At 44.1% G+C, this 17,270-nt stretch carries 16 protein-coding genes and 1 pseudogene; 15 read left to right on the plus strand and 2 right to left on the minus strand.

Annotated elements, in window-relative coordinates:
- The first annotated feature begins 35 nt into the window (after positions 1-35).
- The 9 genes from DW904_RS19275 (at position 36) to DW904_RS19315 (ending at position 11,718) form a co-directional block, all read left to right on the plus strand.
- Positions 36-1,388 (plus strand): SLC13 family permease, encoded by a 1,353-nt coding sequence (locus DW904_RS19275; protein WP_118583720.1) that lies wholly within the window; start codon positions 36-38, stop codon positions 1,386-1,388.
- 167 nt (positions 1,389-1,555) lie between these two features.
- Complete coding sequence (locus DW904_RS19280; protein ID WP_118583722.1) at positions 1,556-2,164, plus strand: cytidylate kinase-like family protein; 609 nt, start codon at positions 1,556-1,558, stop codon at positions 2,162-2,164.
- A gap of 163 nt (positions 2,165-2,327) precedes the next feature.
- Positions 2,328-2,720 carry a DUF6483 family protein gene (locus DW904_RS19285; protein WP_118583724.1) on the plus strand — a complete coding sequence of 131 codons (393 nt, stop codon included), beginning with the start codon at positions 2,328-2,330 and terminating at the stop codon, positions 2,718-2,720.
- 183 nt (positions 2,721-2,903) lie between these two features.
- Positions 2,904-5,381 carry a transglutaminase-like domain-containing protein gene (locus DW904_RS19290; protein ID WP_118583726.1) on the plus strand — a complete coding sequence of 826 codons (2,478 nt, stop codon included), beginning with the start codon at positions 2,904-2,906 and terminating at the stop codon, positions 5,379-5,381.
- On the plus strand, positions 5,378-6,178 hold the full coding sequence (locus DW904_RS19295) for a TraX family protein (protein ID WP_118583728.1): 801 nt from the start codon (positions 5,378-5,380) through the stop codon (positions 6,176-6,178). Before DW904_RS19290 ends, DW904_RS19295 begins: the two co-directional genes overlap by 4 nt.
- Before the next feature lie 241 nt (positions 6,179-6,419).
- Positions 6,420-7,838 (plus strand): Wadjet anti-phage system protein JetA family protein, encoded by a 1,419-nt coding sequence (locus tag DW904_RS19300; protein WP_118583730.1) that lies wholly within the window; start codon positions 6,420-6,422, stop codon positions 7,836-7,838.
- Positions 7,798-8,415: a DUF4194 domain-containing protein gene (locus tag DW904_RS19305; RefSeq protein ID WP_118583732.1), complete on the plus strand. Its 618-nt coding sequence runs from the start codon at positions 7,798-7,800 to the stop codon at positions 8,413-8,415. The genes DW904_RS19300 and DW904_RS19305 overlap by 41 nt, the downstream gene beginning before the upstream one ends.
- Complete coding sequence (locus tag DW904_RS19310) at positions 8,384-8,806, plus strand: ATP-binding protein (RefSeq protein WP_202187781.1); 423 nt, start codon at positions 8,384-8,386, stop codon at positions 8,804-8,806. Before DW904_RS19305 ends, DW904_RS19310 begins: the two co-directional genes overlap by 32 nt.
- Positions 8,803-11,718: an SbcC/MukB-like Walker B domain-containing protein gene (locus tag DW904_RS19315; RefSeq protein WP_118583736.1), complete on the plus strand. Its 2,916-nt coding sequence runs from the start codon at positions 8,803-8,805 to the stop codon at positions 11,716-11,718. The genes DW904_RS19310 and DW904_RS19315 overlap by 4 nt, the downstream gene beginning before the upstream one ends.
- 161 nt (positions 11,719-11,879) lie before the next feature.
- Here DW904_RS19315 and DW904_RS26005 read toward each other — a convergent pair whose 3' ends face one another.
- Positions 11,880-12,023: a DUF6783 domain-containing protein gene (locus tag DW904_RS26005; protein WP_347562214.1), complete on the minus strand. Its 144-nt coding sequence runs from the start codon at positions 12,021-12,023 to the stop codon at positions 11,880-11,882.
- On the opposite strand from DW904_RS26005, the pseudogene DW904_RS26010 reads away from it, so the two are divergent.
- From DW904_RS26010 to DW904_RS19330, 3 genes and pseudogenes are all read left to right on the plus strand, one after another.
- Positions 11,961-12,140: pseudogene (locus tag DW904_RS26010) on the plus strand (DUF6783 domain-containing protein); the annotation flags it as partial. The gene DW904_RS26005 and the pseudogene DW904_RS26010 sit on opposite strands and share 63 nt — an antisense overlap.
- A gap of 23 nt (positions 12,141-12,163) precedes the next feature.
- The gene (locus tag DW904_RS19325) at positions 12,164-12,463 is read left to right on the plus strand and encodes a hypothetical protein (RefSeq protein WP_118583740.1); all 300 of its coding nucleotides are present in this window, start codon (positions 12,164-12,166) and stop codon (positions 12,461-12,463) included.
- A gap of 156 nt (positions 12,464-12,619) precedes the next feature.
- A complete protein-coding gene (locus tag DW904_RS19330; protein WP_118583742.1) occupies positions 12,620-13,303 on the plus strand; it encodes a DNA alkylation repair protein in 684 nt (227 codons plus the stop codon).
- Positions 13,304-13,435: 132 nt separating this feature from the next.
- On the opposite strand, the gene DW904_RS19335 is transcribed toward DW904_RS19330, so the two are convergent.
- Positions 13,436-15,238 carry an alpha-amylase family glycosyl hydrolase gene (locus DW904_RS19335; protein ID WP_118583744.1) on the minus strand — a complete coding sequence of 601 codons (1,803 nt, stop codon included), beginning with the start codon at positions 15,236-15,238 and terminating at the stop codon, positions 13,436-13,438.
- 394 nt (positions 15,239-15,632) lie between these two features.
- Here DW904_RS19335 and DW904_RS19340 point away from each other — a divergent pair, with 394 nt between their 5' ends.
- From DW904_RS19340 to spoIIID, 3 genes are all read left to right on the plus strand, one after another.
- A complete protein-coding gene (locus DW904_RS19340; protein WP_147422348.1) occupies positions 15,633-16,139 on the plus strand; it encodes a lanthionine synthetase LanC family protein in 507 nt (168 codons plus the stop codon).
- Between the two features lie 12 nt (positions 16,140-16,151).
- A complete protein-coding gene (locus DW904_RS23095; protein ID WP_195700453.1) occupies positions 16,152-16,316 on the plus strand; it encodes a hypothetical protein in 165 nt (54 codons plus the stop codon).
- 249 nt (positions 16,317-16,565) lie between these two features.
- Positions 16,566-16,847, plus strand: a complete 282-nt coding sequence (spoIIID, locus tag DW904_RS19345) for a sporulation transcriptional regulator SpoIIID (RefSeq protein ID WP_118583748.1) — start codon at positions 16,566-16,568, stop codon at positions 16,845-16,847.
- Positions 16,848-17,270: the final 423 nt, after the last annotated feature.

Genomic DNA, 17,270 nt, shown 5'->3' on the forward strand with positions numbered 1-17,270 from the left:
TGGATGGCATGGTTTGACAGTCATGGAGGAAAGAAATGATAGCACAGATTTTTGCAGTAGTAATTTTCCTGGCGATGTTCATTCTGATCATCACAGAAGTATGGGAAAGACATATTGTTACGCTGGGATGTGCGCTCCTTACATTGATTCTTGTATTTGGAATCTGTATGCACAGCCCCTCAGCAATTATTGAAACACTGAACATACATAGTATTTTTTCACCGGGATTCTGGCACACAGCAGGTGAAGCAAGCGAAGCTTCTGCTGGAATCAACTGGGAAACTATCGTGTTCATCGCTGGTATGATGATCATGGTAGAAGGTATGGCGAACTCCGGATTTTTCCGCTGGTTATGTATGAAGATCGCGAAACTGGTTAAATACCAGATCATCCCGATCTTTATCACATTTATGCTCCTGTCCTTTGTACTTGCTATGTTTATCGATAGTATCACCGTAATCCTGTTCCTTGCAGCGGTTACCGTAGAACTGTCACAGCTGCTGAAATTTAATCCGGTACCAATGATCCTTGCAGAGATTTTCTGCGCCAACCTTGGTGGATCTGCAACCATGTGCGGAGATCCGCCGAACATTATCATTGGAACATCACTTGGATTTTCCTTTGCGGATTTCGTGACAAACACAGGTCTTATCGCAGTGATCGCACTAGTACTGGTTGTAATCTATTTCTACTTTATCTTCCGCAAAGAGCTTACCGAAAATGCGGGAAAAATTGATCCGTCTACTTTGCCGGATCCGGAAGAAGCAATTGTAAGTAAGAAGGGCTTCACAATCAGCTGTGTGATCTTCCTTTGCGCTGTTGTCCTTCTGGTAACACATTCTCAGACAGGACTTACCGTATCCTGTATCGGTGTATTTATCGCAGCTGTGACACTGATCACTTCCGGAAAAGATGCTTTGGACCTTCTGAAAAAGGTTGATTACAAGACACTGCTGTTTTTCGTAGGACTTTTCGTAGTTGTTGGTGGTCTGGAGCAGACTGGAATCCTTACCATCCTGGCCGGATTCATTGGTAAGGTCAGCGGCGGCAACCTGAAGGTAATGATCGCCATTATTATCTGGGTATCTGCTATCGCAAGTGCATTTATTGATAATATCCCGTTTGCAGCTACCATGATCCCGGTTATTGACAGTCTGGCAGCCGCACAGGGAATTGATATTTCCATTCTGGCATGGGCTCTTGCAATGGGTACTGACATCGGCGGAAGTGCAACCCCAATTGGAGCTTCTGCAAACGTAGTCGGTATCGCAACAGCAGCCAAGAGCGGTCATATGATCAAATGGGGAAAATACTGCAAGGCAATGGCACCTGCCACGATCCTGGTTGTCCTCGTTTCCATGCTGATGATTTATGCAAGATATTTATAATGCCATAAGGGGGAATGCAGAACTGTCAATTATCGGAGAAAAGGCAGTGCCAGGGATCTGGCATGCCATGAATAAATGACAGTTGGTCTTGCCCGCTTTTAATGGCATTTTATCCGGAAAAATCCGTGAAACAAGGACGGATTTCTCTGGTTAGAAGGGAGGATACCATGAAAACACAAAAACAGGTGATCATTTCCATCGGACGAGAGTTCGGAAGCGCAGGCCATGAAATTGCAGAGCGAATCGCCAAGCGCTATGGACTTTCTTTATACGATCACAATCTTTTACGCGAGGTGGCAGACAGCCATAACGTAAATCCAGAAGAACTGGAAATCTTTGATGAGATGAAGCACAACAAATTTCTTTACCGTACAGTGAAAGGAATGAGCAGTTCTCCGGCAGACAATGTAGCTATGATGCAGTTCAATTTTCTTCGGGAAAAGGCTGAAAAAGGAGAATCCTTTGTAGTCGTAGGACGTTGCTCTGAGACAATCCTGAAGGATTATGAGGGCCTGATTTCCATCTTCATTATTGGAGATATGGATCAGAAAATTGCCCGTGTAGCTCGTCTTTATGGAAAAAGCGATAAAGAAGCTGAGCGCTTTATCAAAGAGAAAGACAGAAAGAGAAAGAAATATCATGACAGCCACTGCAAGACCAAATGGTCTGAGCCGCACGTCTATGATCTGAGTCTGAACAGCAGCACTCTTGGCGTGGAGGGAAGCGTTGAATTTCTTTCATCCTATATTGACAAAAGGATATCAAAAATGAAATAATAAGCTTAATGACAAAAGGTTCTGCCAGGACGCATACAGGTGTCAGGGCGGAACCTTTGTGGTTTTTGTGACCGTAGTCAGTAAGAGTAGTCAGAAATAGTTCTGATGTTGGGAAGGTGCTACCCTAAAGCCACGAACTCTCATTTATCCAGGAGGAAAATTTATGTTCACTGATGACGAAAAAGACTACATTATGCGTATGATCAAAGAGATTGCCCGTGTCCTTGCCAGTGTCATGCTTGGGAAAAAATATGTCCAGGTGGAATTGCCGGTAGAATCCAAATACCAGATTTCCGGAGACAAGCTTTACCATATGAAAACCATGGTGGACAGAGGCGAGATCAACGAGGCAGAGAACGAACTTCTTGACCGGATCGATTACGCTGACAAAGAAGCTCTGGCAGAAGCTATGTTTTTCTACGAATATGCTGCATCCAAAGGGGATGAATTTCTGGAAGCGCACAACTATTCCCTGGAGGAAATAAGGGATGGGATCCAGCAGCTGGCAGAAGATGCAGGATATGGAAATATTATAAATATGCTTGATATAAAATAGAATCTCTTGTGATATATGAAATACTGCGATTTTATTAAGTCTGCTCCCAAAAGTATTTTTGCCAAGTGGGAGCGCCATAGGCGTGGAACAGCTGACTTTCCTATATGGAGATGTCGCCGACAGGCGGCATGTCCGTTTAGAGTGAAATTGTGATCACGCTTAAAATGATGAGGAGATTATAAGATGTTTCTTGAAAAAAACAGAGACCGGATAGAAAAAGACTTTGAAGATTTTTCCAGGGAACTGCCAGGAAAAGCGGAAGAAATAAAGAAGAGAATGGAAGCACTAAGTTCTGATATTGTGATCGGAATGAAATATCTGTACAGCAATATGCCCTACAGCGATGTGGGAAACTATACCTTTGACACTTATCTGGATTATGTGCAGCAGGGAATCTATCTCTGGGAAAATTCCCCTTATGTAAAGAATTATCCAGAGCTTTATTTCCTGAATTACGTGCTTTTTCATCGGACAAATGATGAAGAAATCAAACCATGTCGTACCTATTTCTGGGAAAAAATAAAGGATAAGGTCCAGGGGAAGACCATGGTGGAAGCTGCACTGGAAATCAATCACTGGTGTGCGGGAGAAGTGATGTACCAGGGAACGGACATGCGTACCGGCTCCGCACTGGAAATTTACAGAAGCGGTGTAGGCCGCTGTGGTGAGGAAGCCGTCTTTGTGGTAAATGTAATGCGAAGCGCCGGAATTCCTGCAAGACCGGTGTATGTGCCAAGATGGTCCCATTGTGATGACAACCACGCCTGGGTAGAGGTCTGGTGCGATGGCGACTGGCATTATCTGGGAGCTTGCGAGCCAGAAGCTGTTCTGGACAAGAGCTGGTTTACCAATGCAGCATCCAGGGCCATGATGATCGGCTCCAGATGGTATGACCGCGCTATGCCAGACGAAAAAGTGATCGGAAAAGACGGAATGAACCGGATCATTAATCTTCTTGGTAAATATGCCAAAACCAGGTGGATCACTATTACAGTGGAAGATCTGGATGGAACTCCGGCAGCTGGGGCAAAAGTACGGGCTGAGGTAATGAACTATGGGGAATTTTCCCCGATTGCAATAATGGAAGCAGACAAAAATGGCTGTATTTCCTTTGAAACCGGTTTTGGAAGCCTGCTGATCTGTGCTGTTTATGATGGTGCTTACGGGGAAAAGGTAATCGACACAAGAGAGGACGACCATTTTACCTGTACTCTTGGTGAGGAATATGAAGATGAGCTTTGGGTGGATTTTGACATGAATGCACCGGAGGATACCGGCAGAATAAGCTGGAATATTACCCAAGAACAGGAAGAAGAGAATAATCGCCGGATTGCCGCTGAGGCAGAACACTGCCGACGTAAGATTGAGAAATTCCAGCCGCTGTGGAAGCGCTGCCTTTTTGGACATACCATGAAGGAAGTGGAGCCTATGATGGCTGTTTTGTCTGAGAAAGACAGAAGGGATGCTTTTCCAGAAGTGCTGGAGGGCCATTATCAGGAGGCCTCGGTTTATCGCGAATTTAATCCAGATGAGATTTACATTCCATATGTATGGAATCCCCGCGTGGAAAATGAGGTTCTTACCAGGTGGAGAAAGAAGATCCTGGGCTATTTTGACAAGGGGCAGAGGGATGCCTTTGAAGCAGATCCCAAGAGCATCTGGACCTGGATCGAAGAGAACATTTCAGTCCGCAATGACAAAGAGCGCCTGACTGCATACACCACTCCTGGTGCAGCACTGGAGCTTGGAATTGCCGGAGAGAAATCCCACAAGGTGCTTTTCGTGGCAATCGCCAGAACTCTGGGAATCCCGGCACGTCTGAATCCTGCTGATGGAGCTATTGAATATTGGGATGGAATGAGGTTTGTAGCAGTATTGGAAGAGAGCCGGAAGGAATCCCATCTTACAGTCTTCGCCGGGGAAAAAGGGGACTGGAATTATTTCCAGAACTGGACCATTGCGGTGACAGACGGAAGAGGATACCTTACCCTGGATTTCAGCGACCGCAAGTGGGAAGCTGGAAAACTGGAATTGGATATTATGCCGGGAGATTACCGGATCCTGACTGGAAACCGTCTGCCAAATGGAAACATTCTGGGAAAAAGATACGATTTTCATATTGAAAAAGATGAGACGAAGCGGGTGGAACTGGAGCTTCGGGAGTATTGTCTGGAGGAAATGTTCAACCGTCATTCCATTCCGGATTCCAAGCTGACCGATCGGGCTGGAAATCAGGTGCTGGTGTCCAAATTGACGGGAAAAATAAGCGGAGACGCTGCCAAATGTGAGAATGGCATAGCTGAACGAGGCATCCTCTTCTGGCTGGAAGAAGACCGTGAGCCTACTGTGCACATTCTTAATGAAATAATGGAATTGAAAGAAAAATATGAAAAAATACAAAAACAGATTATATTTATCCTTCGTAGCGAAGAATCTTTAAAGAATGCTACTCTGGTGAAATGTCTGGAACTGCTCCCTGAAATTCAGGTGTACTTCCACGATTTCGGCAAGGACAAGGAAATGACCGCCCGCCGCATGTACGTAGATTCCGGGAAGCTGCCGCTTATGACCATTACCGAGGGCCAATGCCAGGGTATCTTTGCAGCAGCTGGATACTCCGTGGGTATGGCAGATATGTTGGTGAGGATTTTTGAGGCATGAACCGGGATCAGATCAAATACGTAGCCATGTTTACCATGCTATTAAACCATATTGCAAACGTTTTCCTGGAACCAGGTACCTTTCTTTTTGAGGTGATGGTGGACGTGGGGTATTTTACCGCTATCACCATGTGCTACTTCCTGGTAGAAGGCTACGGCTACACCCGCTCCAAAGAGAAATACGGCAAACGGCTTCTGCTGTTTGCCCTGATTTCCGAAATCCCCTTCTGTCTTGCATTTACAGAAGAAGGAACCATCAGTTTCGTAAGCATGAACATGCTATTCACTCTTTTCCTGTGCTTCCTGATTCTCTATGCAATGGAAAAAATCCCTTCAGGAACCCGGCAGACACTCTGCATCTTGGGCCTGGTATTTGCCTCCGCCTACAGCGACTGGGCCTTTCTTGCCCCTATCTTCACCTATTGGTTCGCAAGCTGTGGCCTCCGGGATGCACAGGGGAAAATGCTGCCAGCCGGCGGCCGGAATGCTGATCAGAAAAGCCATCTGGCTGGCGGCCAGAATCCTGAACGAAAAAAACTTTTATGGAAGGTTTTCAGAAAGGCAATGCTGTTCTTTGGTCTGTTAAACCTTGTAGAAAACATGGAGCAGACCACTCCTGCCAGGGCTGTTATCCAGTCCCTCGGCGCCACCGCCGGAATTCCGCTCTCAGCACTTTGCATCATCTATCTCTACAACGGGAAGCGCTCCGAAAAACATCGAACCTTTTCTAAGTGGTTCTTCTACATTTTTTATCCGGCACATTTGCTAATATTAGGTATATTGAGAATTGCTATTTAGTGTGTTGAAAGTTGTTCAAGGCGGACGCATTCGGACAATGGTGATTGCTCACTCGCTGGAGCGTTGCGCCGGCGAGTGAGTAATACACATTGTCCAAATGCGTCCGCATTAAAGAACTTTTAATCAACTAAATAGCAACTTAGAAAACCTTGTACAATAAAACCGGCTATGCTAAAATAAAGAAAGATTTCAGGGACAAAGCAGTTTGTCCCTTGTTTTACGTTTGAAGAAAGGATACCCTATGTTTCACATAATCCCCAACAATTTTTTTGTTCCGCTATCTTCGCCAAACCGAATTGTGTACTGGGAATGTATCAGCCGCCTTTTTGCCATTATGGAACACCAGCTCTCCTTTGGTGTGGAAAGAGAAGTGCTGGTAGACGAGCTGGAATTTTATTTTGGGCAGGAAAATGCGGCCCAGCTGGTGGAAGAAGAATTCCAGGCTGATGACAGCCGAAGCCGGGCTAACGGCATTTTGCGCCGCCTGGAATACTACGGCTGGATCGAAGTGGAAACAGACAAAAGCTACGTACAGCGTGTAAACTTCAAGGAATACGCTGTGAAAATAATCAAAACACTCCTGGATATCGCAGATGGGAAACAAATTGAATACCAGGGGTACATTTATACCATCTATAGTCTGGTAAAAGGAACCATGGATAAGCCGGGTATCGTACTCATGCAGATCTGGGAAAACACCGACTACCTGATCACCGGTCTGAAAAACCTCAATTCCAACATCAAACACTACATAGATGACCTTACCAGACACAGCACGGTTGCCCAGATTATGGATGCACTGTTTAACGACTACATTACCAATATTGTAGACAAAGCCTACCACCGCCTGTTGACTTCTGACAATGTTTCCAAGTTTCGTCCGGAAATTATGCAGTGCCTGGAGAAAAGAAGCCACAATGAGGAATTTCTGGAAAAGGCATCTGCAGAGATTGCAGCTATCCGGGAGGTTTCCGAGGAAGAGGGGCGGGAACTGACCTGCCGTTATCTTCACGAAATTATTGAGGCTTTCCGCAATATGGACGAGATTCTTCAGGAAATCAACCAGAAAAATACCCAGTACCAGCGAGCTGCCATCAACCGTGCCAAATTTCTCCTGGCTGGAAATGAAGATGTGCGGGGGCAGCTGAAAGAAATACTCATGGGAATTAATGAAGAAATTAACCAGGAAAATATGGATCTTGGGGGAATCTACCGCATTGATTTTCTGGATGATCTGGTGCGTATTTACCAGTGTTCTATTCTGGAACAAAGTTCTCTGTATCTGGCAGTAGAAGGGAAAAAGGAATTCATCCCCTCCAGTCTGGAGAATGAGGAACCAGACGAAGAGCTTCGCCGTGAGAAAATGAGAAAGATGGCAGAAAAGATCCGGAAAGTGATCAGTGTAGAGAAAATTCAGAACTACGTAAACCGTTATCTGGCGGAAAAGGATGAGCTGGAAGCAAGCCAGCTTCCTCTTAATAATGAAGAGGATTTTATCAAACTGATCTATGTGCGCCTTTACGGTCAGCGCAAAAATATGGGATATGTAATAGAAACTCTGGAAGAACGGGAAGTAAACGGCTACCGTTTCAAAGATTTTCGGATACGGAGGAGAGAAAATGGAATATCTGGAAGGAATGCTGCAAAAAGAAAAGGATAATTTCAGCAGGGTTTGCAACCGTCTTCTGGGAACCTGCTTTTTGTGCAAAGGAAACCAGAATACCAAAGCAGATTATTATTTTGTGCTGAAATACAGGAAAGAATTTAAAGAATATCTGGGCGTTCTTGGCTATCGCCTTGAGATAAACGAGGAATATGGAGTGATTCAGCTGACCAGTCCGAGAGGGTATAACCGGATGAATCTGAAGCTTTATGATTCCATTGTACTTCTGATCCTGCGAATTCTTTACGATGAAAAGAAGCGTGAGCTTTCCGCAATAGAGGAAGTAATCGTGAACCTTGGAGACATTCAGGATAAGTTTGTGAGTCTTAATATCCGTGACAGATTAATCGACAAAACCACCATGCGAAATGCCCTGAGCCTATTCCGAAGATATCAGATCGTGGAGCTTCTGGATAAGGATATGGGAGATGAAGAATCTCGTGTTCTGATTTACGACTCCATTCTGATGGTGGTACGTGCAGAAGACATTAAGGCAGCATATGAGAAACTGGAGACATACAGAAAGGGAAGAAACGAAAGCGATGAAGAAACTGACGAGGATGAAGCTGATTAACTGGCACAGGTTTAATAACTGTACCATAGAGTTTGGAGATTCTACTCTTTTATCTGGTGAAAACGGCGCTGGAAAATCCACTCTTTTGGACGCGATCCAGTTTGTGATCATCTGTTCCACCGGCTATTTTAACAAGGCGGCCCACGAGAATGGCAAGCGAAGGCTTACCGGATATATCCGCTGTAAAACAGGAAAAGAAAACCAGCCTTATGAGCGTACCGGCGAGATCAGCGCTCATGTTGCCCTGGAATTTTATGAGGAAAGCAAGGATAAATATTTCATTATCGGTGCTGTTGTGGACTCTGCTTCTGAGGGCCAGGAGACCACAGTGCGGTATCTGATGGAGAATACCAGGATCTCAGATGATCTTTCCTGTACGGAAACCAGGTGAAATCCATTGCAGAATTCCGTGGTTCCAACATTGATATCCGCCAGTGGTGCAAGACCAATGTAGAAGCCCGTAGAATGGTCACAGCAAGACTTGGAAGGATTGAAGATAAGTTCTTCCGTCTGATTCCAAAAGCGCTTGCATTTAAGCCAATCGACGATATTAAGGACTTTGTTTACTCTTACGTGCTGGATGAAAAAGAAGTCAATATTGATGTACTTCGGGAGAATGTGCGTACTTATCAGGATATGGAACGTACCCTTGATAACGTGAAAAAACGCATGAAAAAACTGAAAAAAATACAGGAATTGTACCAGCGTGTACAGGAGCGTATTGAAAAGGACAGGATGTACGAGTATTTCCTGAAACGTAGTGAGCTGGAGCTTGTGGAAGGACAGCTTTCCAGTCTGGAAACTGCCAAAAAGAATGAAGAAATCCGTCTTTCCCAGGCGAAAGCCCAGCTGGAAATGCTTCAGAAAGAGCGCTCTGAAAAGCAGGAAATTGCCACAAATATCCGTGTAGAACTGCGCCATAACCAGGAATTTGTAGCTTTGGAAGAGGAGAAAAAAGAGCTGAAAAGGCTTCGGGATAAGAGACAGGAAGCTCTGAATGAGGAGACGGAATTGAAGAAGAGCGTGGCTCAGGCGGCCAGGGACTGCGAGAGTTTATTGCAGACTATGGGGGCAGGGAACACTTCCAGATATTCTGCAGCAGTTTCTACCGAAATGAGTCAGTCTGCAAATGCAGAAAATGAAACTGGCGTAGATTTCGCTTCCTGTATCCGTGAATACCGGAAAAAACTTCAAACTCTGGATGGTGATATCAATGTAACAGAAATAAAGAGCCTTACAGATGATGTGATCCATTTCAAACAGATGCGCTATGGAGAACTGCAGGAAGAGCAGGCGCAGCTGAAGATCCGGCTTAACCAGAACCAGACAGAATGGGAGAAATTAAGCAAAAAGATCAATAAACTGAAACGCAAAAAGCTGACTTATCCATCTGGCGTAGAGCTTCTTGTGGAGTCTGTACAGGAAGAATTTGCGGGCATTGGAAGAGAAATCCAGCCTGGAGTGCTCTGCGAAATGCTGGAAATTAAGGATGAGGAATGGCGAAACGCAGTGGAGGGGTATCTGAATACGCAGCGTTTTTACGTGCTTGTAGAACCGGAGAACTTCGATATTGCACTTGGTATTTATGACCGTCTTCGAAGAGAGAAAAAGGTTTACGGAGTAGGTCTGATCAATACGAAAGATCTGGAAAAATACGACACTGCGCCTGCGGGAACTCTGGCAGAAGTAGTCACATCCCAGAACCAATATGCCCGTCAGTACAGCAACATGCTCCTTGGAAAAGTACAGATGTGCGAGCGTTACGAAGACCTGAAAAAGTATTCTGTTTCTATCACAAAGGGCTGTATGAGATATCAGAACTGTGTGGCAAGTGCCATCAAACCAGAGGTATTTCGTGTGCCGTTTATCGGCAAAAATGCTTTTACCGTACAGCTGGCACAGGCTGAAGAAGAATTTCAGAAGCTTAGTGAAACAATGGAAAATCAGGAGAAAAAGCTGTCTGACACAAAAGAGATTCTGGGACTTCTTTCTACAGAAAGTGACGTGGATATTAAGTACCGTCTGGATGTGATCGCTACCCTTCGTATGTTAAATAAATCCATTGATAAATGTGAGGAAAATATACGAAAACTGAAAGAAAATTCCACCCTGATCCAGAAGCAGCTGCAGCTGGATGAGCTGGAAAAAATGCTTAGGGGATTGGATTACACCATCAGCTCCGACACGGAAAAAATCGGTGGAATGCGTGCCCGGATCCAGGATTTGGTTGCCAGAAAACAGACACTTCTGGAAAAACAGATTACCGGAAAGAGTGAGGTAACCGCTCTTGCAGCAGATGCGGGAGAACGTTTAAATAGCTGGAATCGGGAATATAAGGAGGCTCTGGGAGTAAGATCAATTGAGCAGTTTCAAAGTGAATATTTTTATAAACTGCCTTCTAATAAGAGAAAATATAACAGTGAGAGATGTCAGATTGCCAAAGACAATATGATAAATGCCATGGTGGAGTATAAGACCGAGCATGATTTTGGTGCAGCTGCCAGTCTGGAAGGTTTTCCTGAATTTGAGGCGGTATATGAACGTTTGAAAAACTCTGAACTTCTTGATTATGAGGAGAAAGTACAGTCTGCCCATAAAGCGGCAGAAACAGAATTTCATGAGCAGTTTCTGGCGAAATTACAGGAGAATATGAAGCTTGCCCAGGGGGAATTTAAGGAACTGAACAAGGCGTTAAAGGGCATTGATTTCAGCAGTGAACGCTATGAATTCCAGTTTATGCCAAGTAAAAAATACCGCAATTATTATGAAATGATCATGGATGATTTCAATGTGACACAAGGCGAATCCCTATTTTCGGGAATCTTCCATGAGGCTCATAAAGATGTAATCGAGGAGCTGTTTGAACAGCTTTCGGTAAGTGGAGATAACAGTGCACAGGCTCTTGACGAGTTTACGGATTACCGTACTTATATGGATTATGACATTAAGATCATTCATAATGACGGCACCTATTCTTACTATTCCAAGGTATGTGAAGAGAAGAGCGGCGGTGAGACACAGACCCCGTTTTATGTGACAGTGGCAGCCTCTTTTGTACAGCTTTACAGCAATAATATTGGTGGCGAGGCAGCTGGGCTGGTGCTCTTTGATGAGGCCTTTAATAACATGGATGATGAAAGAATCGGCGGCGTTTTGGAATTCCTGAGACGCCTTCCATTACAGCTTATTATCGCCGCTCCTCCAGATAAGATCCAGTATATCGGCCCGGCTATGGATGAAGTGATGCTAGTAATGACAGATCAGAAGCAGAGTTATGTGGAGGAATATCACAATGCAGTATGACTAGTACATCGAATATTAAGTAACTGCCATATTGACTTGTCTGATTTTTCATCTGCTGCGTTGTCGTCGGTCGCCGTAGCCACCGCTACGCCTCCTTTCTCCGCCTTGCATATGAAGAAATCATCCTGCGTCAATATAGCAGATACTTAATTTTCGATGTACTAACTGGTATTAGAGCGTGTTTGAAAAATCATTCCCGCAATCTGCACGCCCCACTTTGCGGGAGATTTCACCCGAATTCGGTTGCCGTAGCCCGCTATGGCGCCCTCATCCGGGCGAAATCTCCCACAAATTGTGACGCACATCTTGCAGAAAGCCTTTTTCAAACACGCTCTAGAAAACCTGCTGGATTGCAGATGAATCCTGAAATTAACAGTTGCGCACAGATAGCTGAGGTATTAAAATATATAAAAATAACATAGCTGCAAAAAAGGAGGTACCGCATATGACAACATTGGAAATTCTGGACCGTCTGCAAGGTGATGCACTGAAAGATGGTGAACTTCGAAGAAAGCTTCTGGCAACCCGTTTGGAAAAGGATCCTCTCACTGTTTTTTGCAGATTATGTAGGGAACTTGGTTATGAATTGTATGAAATGGACCTGGTATCTGCCGGAGAAGACTTCTATGCCACCATGCGCCGCAGTACCAATGGCGGTGGAGAAAACTCCCCGAAGCTGGAGGGGGAAGATGACTTCTATGAGCTTCTGATGGCAAGCCTGGAGGCAGCAGAGAAAGCAGAATAGAATTTGCTCAAATTGACATCAACTATAAGTGTTTCAGATAAGTCAAAAGCATTATGTAAAATGTTATGTAAATTAAAAAGACGACAGTTGAAAACCTCAATTTCGTTGAAGATTAGAGGAAAATGTCTGTTATAGGCTGAAAAAAAGGGAGTATGTATGGCAGAATTAACGGAATTGCAGAAGCAGTTATTCGAATTACAGGATATAAAATATCGGGATTTCCACAGCAAATTAATGCCCGAAACAGCCAAGGAAAAGATTATTGGAATCCGTATTCCGGTGCTTCGGAAGTTTGCAAAAGTATTCGCCGATACTCCGGAATCAGAGCCCTTTTTGCAGCAGCTTCCTCACCAGTTTTATGAGGAAAATAACCTTCATATGATGCTGATCACTGGGATAAAGGACTATCCGAAATGTATGGAAGAAGTACAGCGCTTCCTGCCCTATATCGACAACTGGGCCACCTGTGATTTCCCAGAGCCAAAGTGTTTCCGTAAGAACAAAAAAGCAGTATTAGAAGAGGTCCGGAAGTGGATCGCCTCCACTGAAACCTACACTATTCGCTACGGGATCGGCATGCTTATGCGCCTTTTTCTGGACGAGGATTTTTCCCCGGAGTATCTTGAAATGGCAGCTGGCGTACAATCACAGGAATATTATGTAAACATGATGATTGCCTGGTATTTTGCCACCGCTCTGGCCAAGCAATGGGATGCTGCAGTACCTTATATTGAGCAGCACAGACTGTCGGACTGGGTACATAAAAAGACTATCCAGAAGGCAGTGGAAAGCTATCGGATTACGTCTGAACAGAAGGAATATTTGAAAGGCTACCGTTAAAAATAGGATTTTATGGTTTAGAGACTGAGAAATAAAAAACGCCAGAATGAAAAGCTTTATCATGCGGTAAAGCGAATTTCATTCTGGCGTTTTGTATTTATGCAGGCATAAGATCCTGGTGGCTGCCGCAAATCAGCGGAAGCTCTTCAGCCAGTTCACCAGGGAATCATGCCAGATATTGTCATAAACGGTTTTCTTCATCTGGTCGGTTACCGGACCATTGTTTGCCATTTTCGCAAGGATTCCGGCTTGAAGCTCTTCTACGGTCATGTCCTCTGGGGACTTGGACCAGTCTACGGTTATCTGAGATTTTTCGGAGGCTGGTTCGGATGCGGTAGTAGTATTAGATGTTGTACCATCAGCTGCTTTTTCAGAAGCATTTGCGGTGCAATCAGAGTTACCTACAGTAGTCGCAACCGTTTCCTTTATGCTGTCCGTATTCGCAGCATTTTTCAGTGCCTGAGAGATCGGAGTTGTATTTTGCTCTGCGACAGTGGCAGCAGCTTCCTCTTTTGTCTGGTCTGCGTTGTCAGCCTTAACTGTTGTATTAGTAGTTTCCGGTGTCTTTGCATTCATCTCTACCGGCTTATACTCTGGCATATCCCCAGCCGGAACCCAGATATTGCCGCTGTTTCCGGCAACGGTTACATGAATGCGTCCATTTTCTACAGAAACTTTTTCACCGGTCAGAGTACCTACATACTCAGCTGCATTTCCAGCAGCCAGATCCATAGAAGCGGCATTGTCATCATTATTTACAGTGACGATCACACGCACCCCATCCAGGTCACGGGCAAAAGCATACTGGCGGTTGGTGAGCATAAGCTCTGCATAGCTTCCATAATTAAGAGCCGGTGTATTCTGGCGGACTTTTCCAAGGGCAGCAATAAGAGCTGTGCAAGGATTTTTCTCCACTGCGTCAGCATAATCAGCAAGATTTAAGGCTGGTCTTAAGCTGTCATCTGAGGTTCTTTCCTTACGTCCCTCAATTCCAAATTCAGAACCATAATAAATACTTGGAACTCCCGGAAGGGTGTAGAGAAGCACATGAACTGGAGCAAAATGCGCCTTATTGGAAAGTTTGGTGTAAATTCGTTCTACATCATGGTTGTCCACGAAATTATAAAGATCAAGGTCGCCCATGTTCTGCAGATATTTTACAGTGTGCGCGATCTCAAAATAGTTATGGTCATTGTGTCCGCTGTAAAGAGCCTTGTGAAGTGCATAATTTGTAACACTGTGAAGGGTGCTGCCATTTACCCAGCGGCTGTAATCGCCGTGGATGACTTCGCCCATCAGCCAAAAATCCGGTTTCACTTCCTCAGCGGTGCGGCGCAACTGTTTCATAAAATCAAAGTCCAGAACGTCCGCAGCGTCAAGACGGATACCATCCACATCAAATTCAGAAACCCAGAAACGGATCACATCGCAGATGTAGTTCTGCACATCAGGATTGCGCTGGTTTAATTTTACCAGAAGATTATATCCGCCCCAGTTTTCATAGGAAAAACCATCGTTGTATTCGGTATTTCCAGAGAAGTTCACATTACAGTACCAGTTTACATAAGGTGAATTCTGTCGCTTCTCCTGAATATCTTTAAATGCGAAAAAGTCACGTCCGGTGTGGTTGAATACGCCATCGAAGATAACCTTGATCCCTTTTTCATGGCAGGTTGCAACGAAATTCTTCAGATCCTCGTTGTCACCCAGACGGGAGTCAAGCTTCCTGTAATCAGTAGTCTCATAACCATGTCCCACACTTTCAAATAAAGGACCTATATATAAAGCGGTGCACCCGATTTCTTTAATATGATCGATCCACGGAAGAAGTGTATTCAGCCTATGCACAGGCTCCCCATACTCATTCTGCTTCGGCGCCCCAGCCAAACCCAATGGATAAATGTGATAAAAAACTGCCTCGTTATACCAACTCATGTCTAACACCTCTGTCGTTTAAAATAAATTTGTACATTCAACGTTTTCTATAATAGCAGATTTTAGGAGCTTATTCCATATAAAAATATGATGATTCATGGTACTCTGTAGGGATTGTTAAAATTTTTGAAAACGGAAAATATATTGATAATTTTGCTTAAGGGCGAAAGGTTAAAAATAGGGATTCGATATACAAAATGCCGGAAGAACAGAAGAAAGCCTTTGTTGAGGCGTGATGGTAAGTTATATTGGCAAAACCTATTGACATACTATGAAAACTAGAGCATATTTTACACCAACATCAACGAAAGGAAAAACCACTTTCAAAAGCAGGAAAAATGGCAGTGAAGAGCTGAAAGTTTTATGCCAGAGTGCAGAAGTGGCGGGCCATCAGATGAATAAGAGGATAGATCCAAGAATTTTTCATAAAAATACTGCAGAAGATTACCTTCAGGCGGCGATAGAGACAGCGAATTGGATTGACACGCTGGCGGTGAAGACAGAACATGGAAGAATCTGGAAAGCGCTTCCGGAAGGACAGGACGGATATCGTGAAGATGTTCCTATGTTTACGTCAAAAAGTATGTATGATGGTTCTGCTGGAATCGGAATTTTCCTGATCCGTCTTTATGAAGCCACTAGTGATGAGAGATGGCTGAAAGAAGCAGAAGAAGCGGCTGCGCATATTATTGCTATTCAGGTTGGTCCGGAATGGTATGAGCATACCTTACATTCGGAGGTGAAAGGAATCATTCCTGTGCCGGGATGGGCGGCAGGATCTTATAATGGACCGGTAGGAGAAGCCTATTTCCTGGAGGATCTTTACCATGTGACAAGAAAGCAGGAGTATCGCGATTTCGTGCTACGCACAGCGGATATTCTTATGGAGGCAGCTTCTTGAGATGAACGCGGGTTGTTTTGGAGCGAGCAGGAGGATATTACTGCAGATGGCGGATTTATTGTTTTTCTGGATATTGTATATCGTCGCACTGGAATCCGGAAATATCTGGATTTTGCCAGTGAGGCAGCCGAACCTGGTACGACAGCTGGTGGAGAACCATCCCCACCAGAGTTGTAAGCTACCCGGGACTTTATGTAGGCGCAGCAGGATGCGGCTCTTCTTTACTGAGGGCTTACGCAGCGCTTACAGGAAAGAAGCTGACTAATTTGTATGAGTATCATTTTTTTGAGAAAATATAATGTACTTTATAATATGTACGAAGAATATGGAAATTATTTAACTGCAAAATATTACGGAACGTTTTCTTACATATAAATATAGCGCCTCTGCATACACTGTAAAAACAGCGTCGGCGGAGGCGTTTTTTTGAAAGAGTATATTGAAGAGCGGGCAGTAGAGATTGGAAATTATATTATCGAAACTAGGGCAACTGTAAGGCAGACTGCAAAAAGGTTTGGGATATCAAAGTCCACAGTACATAAGGACGTGACGACCAGACTTGCAAGCTTAAATCCAGCACTTGCAAGGCAGGCCAGGGCTGTGTTGGAGGTGAATAAATCAGAGAGACATATCAGAGGTGGTTTAGCTACCAGGGAAAAGTATTTGCATCAACATATGCTGGAAAACAATCTGCACAAAAAAATATAAACTTTTTTGTAAAAAGTGCTTGACGATTCCTTGCGATAGTGGTATAGTAAACAAGCTGTCGCAAGGAATTGCTTCTGAAATACTGAAAAATAAAATAGTTTTCAGAAAATTCGAATTAACTGTTGACAAATGACTGAACTTATGATAAAGTAACCAAGTCGTTTGAACAGAACGACAGAAACAAACAACTTTATACAGCTTCTTGAAGGTCTGAAAAACTTTTGAAAAAAGTGCTTGACAAGATCTGAAAGATATGATAAAGTAAACAGGCTGTCGCAAAGAGATGACAGACAAACAACCTTGATAACTAAACAGTGAAACACATACGATTCTCGAAAATTCTTAACGAATCATCATTCAAAAGAATGAACTTTTTATAACAGTAATGACGAGAGATAACTAAGCTAGTTGGTTGTCTTGAGT

The sequence above is a fragment of the Ruminococcus sp. AM42-11 genome (assembly GCF_003480145.1).
GTDB classification, from domain to species: domain Bacteria; phylum Bacillota; class Clostridia; order Lachnospirales; family Lachnospiraceae; genus Blautia_A; species Blautia_A faecis.

Bases quoted from the DNA above. Each gene is read 5' to 3' on its own strand.
- DW904_RS19275 (WP_118583720.1), top strand. From the start codon at position 36: ATGATAGCACAGATTTTTGCAGTAGTAATTTTCCTGGCGATGTTCATT.
- DW904_RS19280 (WP_118583722.1), top strand. From the start codon at position 1,556: ATGAAAACACAAAAACAGGTGATCATTTCCATCGGACGAGAGTTCGGA.
- DW904_RS19285 (WP_118583724.1), top strand. From the start codon at position 2,328: ATGTTCACTGATGACGAAAAAGACTACATTATGCGTATGATCAAAGAG.
- DW904_RS19290 (WP_118583726.1), top strand. From the start codon at position 2,904: ATGTTTCTTGAAAAAAACAGAGACCGGATAGAAAAAGACTTTGAAGAT.
- DW904_RS19295 (WP_118583728.1), top strand. From the start codon at position 5,378: ATGAACCGGGATCAGATCAAATACGTAGCCATGTTTACCATGCTATTA.
- DW904_RS19300 (WP_118583730.1), top strand. From the start codon at position 6,420: ATGTTTCACATAATCCCCAACAATTTTTTTGTTCCGCTATCTTCGCCA.
- DW904_RS19305 (WP_118583732.1), top strand. From the start codon at position 7,798: ATGGAATATCTGGAAGGAATGCTGCAAAAAGAAAAGGATAATTTCAGC.
- DW904_RS19310 (WP_202187781.1), top strand. From the start codon at position 8,384: ATGAAGAAACTGACGAGGATGAAGCTGATTAACTGGCACAGGTTTAAT.
- DW904_RS26005 (WP_347562214.1), bottom strand. From the start codon at position 12,023: ATGTGCGTCACAATTTGTGGGAGATTTCGCCCGGATGAGGGCGCCATA.
- DW904_RS19325 (WP_118583740.1), top strand. From the start codon at position 12,164: ATGACAACATTGGAAATTCTGGACCGTCTGCAAGGTGATGCACTGAAA.
- DW904_RS19330 (WP_118583742.1), top strand. From the start codon at position 12,620: ATGGCAGAATTAACGGAATTGCAGAAGCAGTTATTCGAATTACAGGAT.
- DW904_RS19335 (WP_118583744.1), bottom strand. From the start codon at position 15,238: ATGAGTTGGTATAACGAGGCAGTTTTTTATCACATTTATCCATTGGGT.
- DW904_RS19340 (WP_147422348.1), top strand. From the start codon at position 15,633: ATGAATAAGAGGATAGATCCAAGAATTTTTCATAAAAATACTGCAGAA.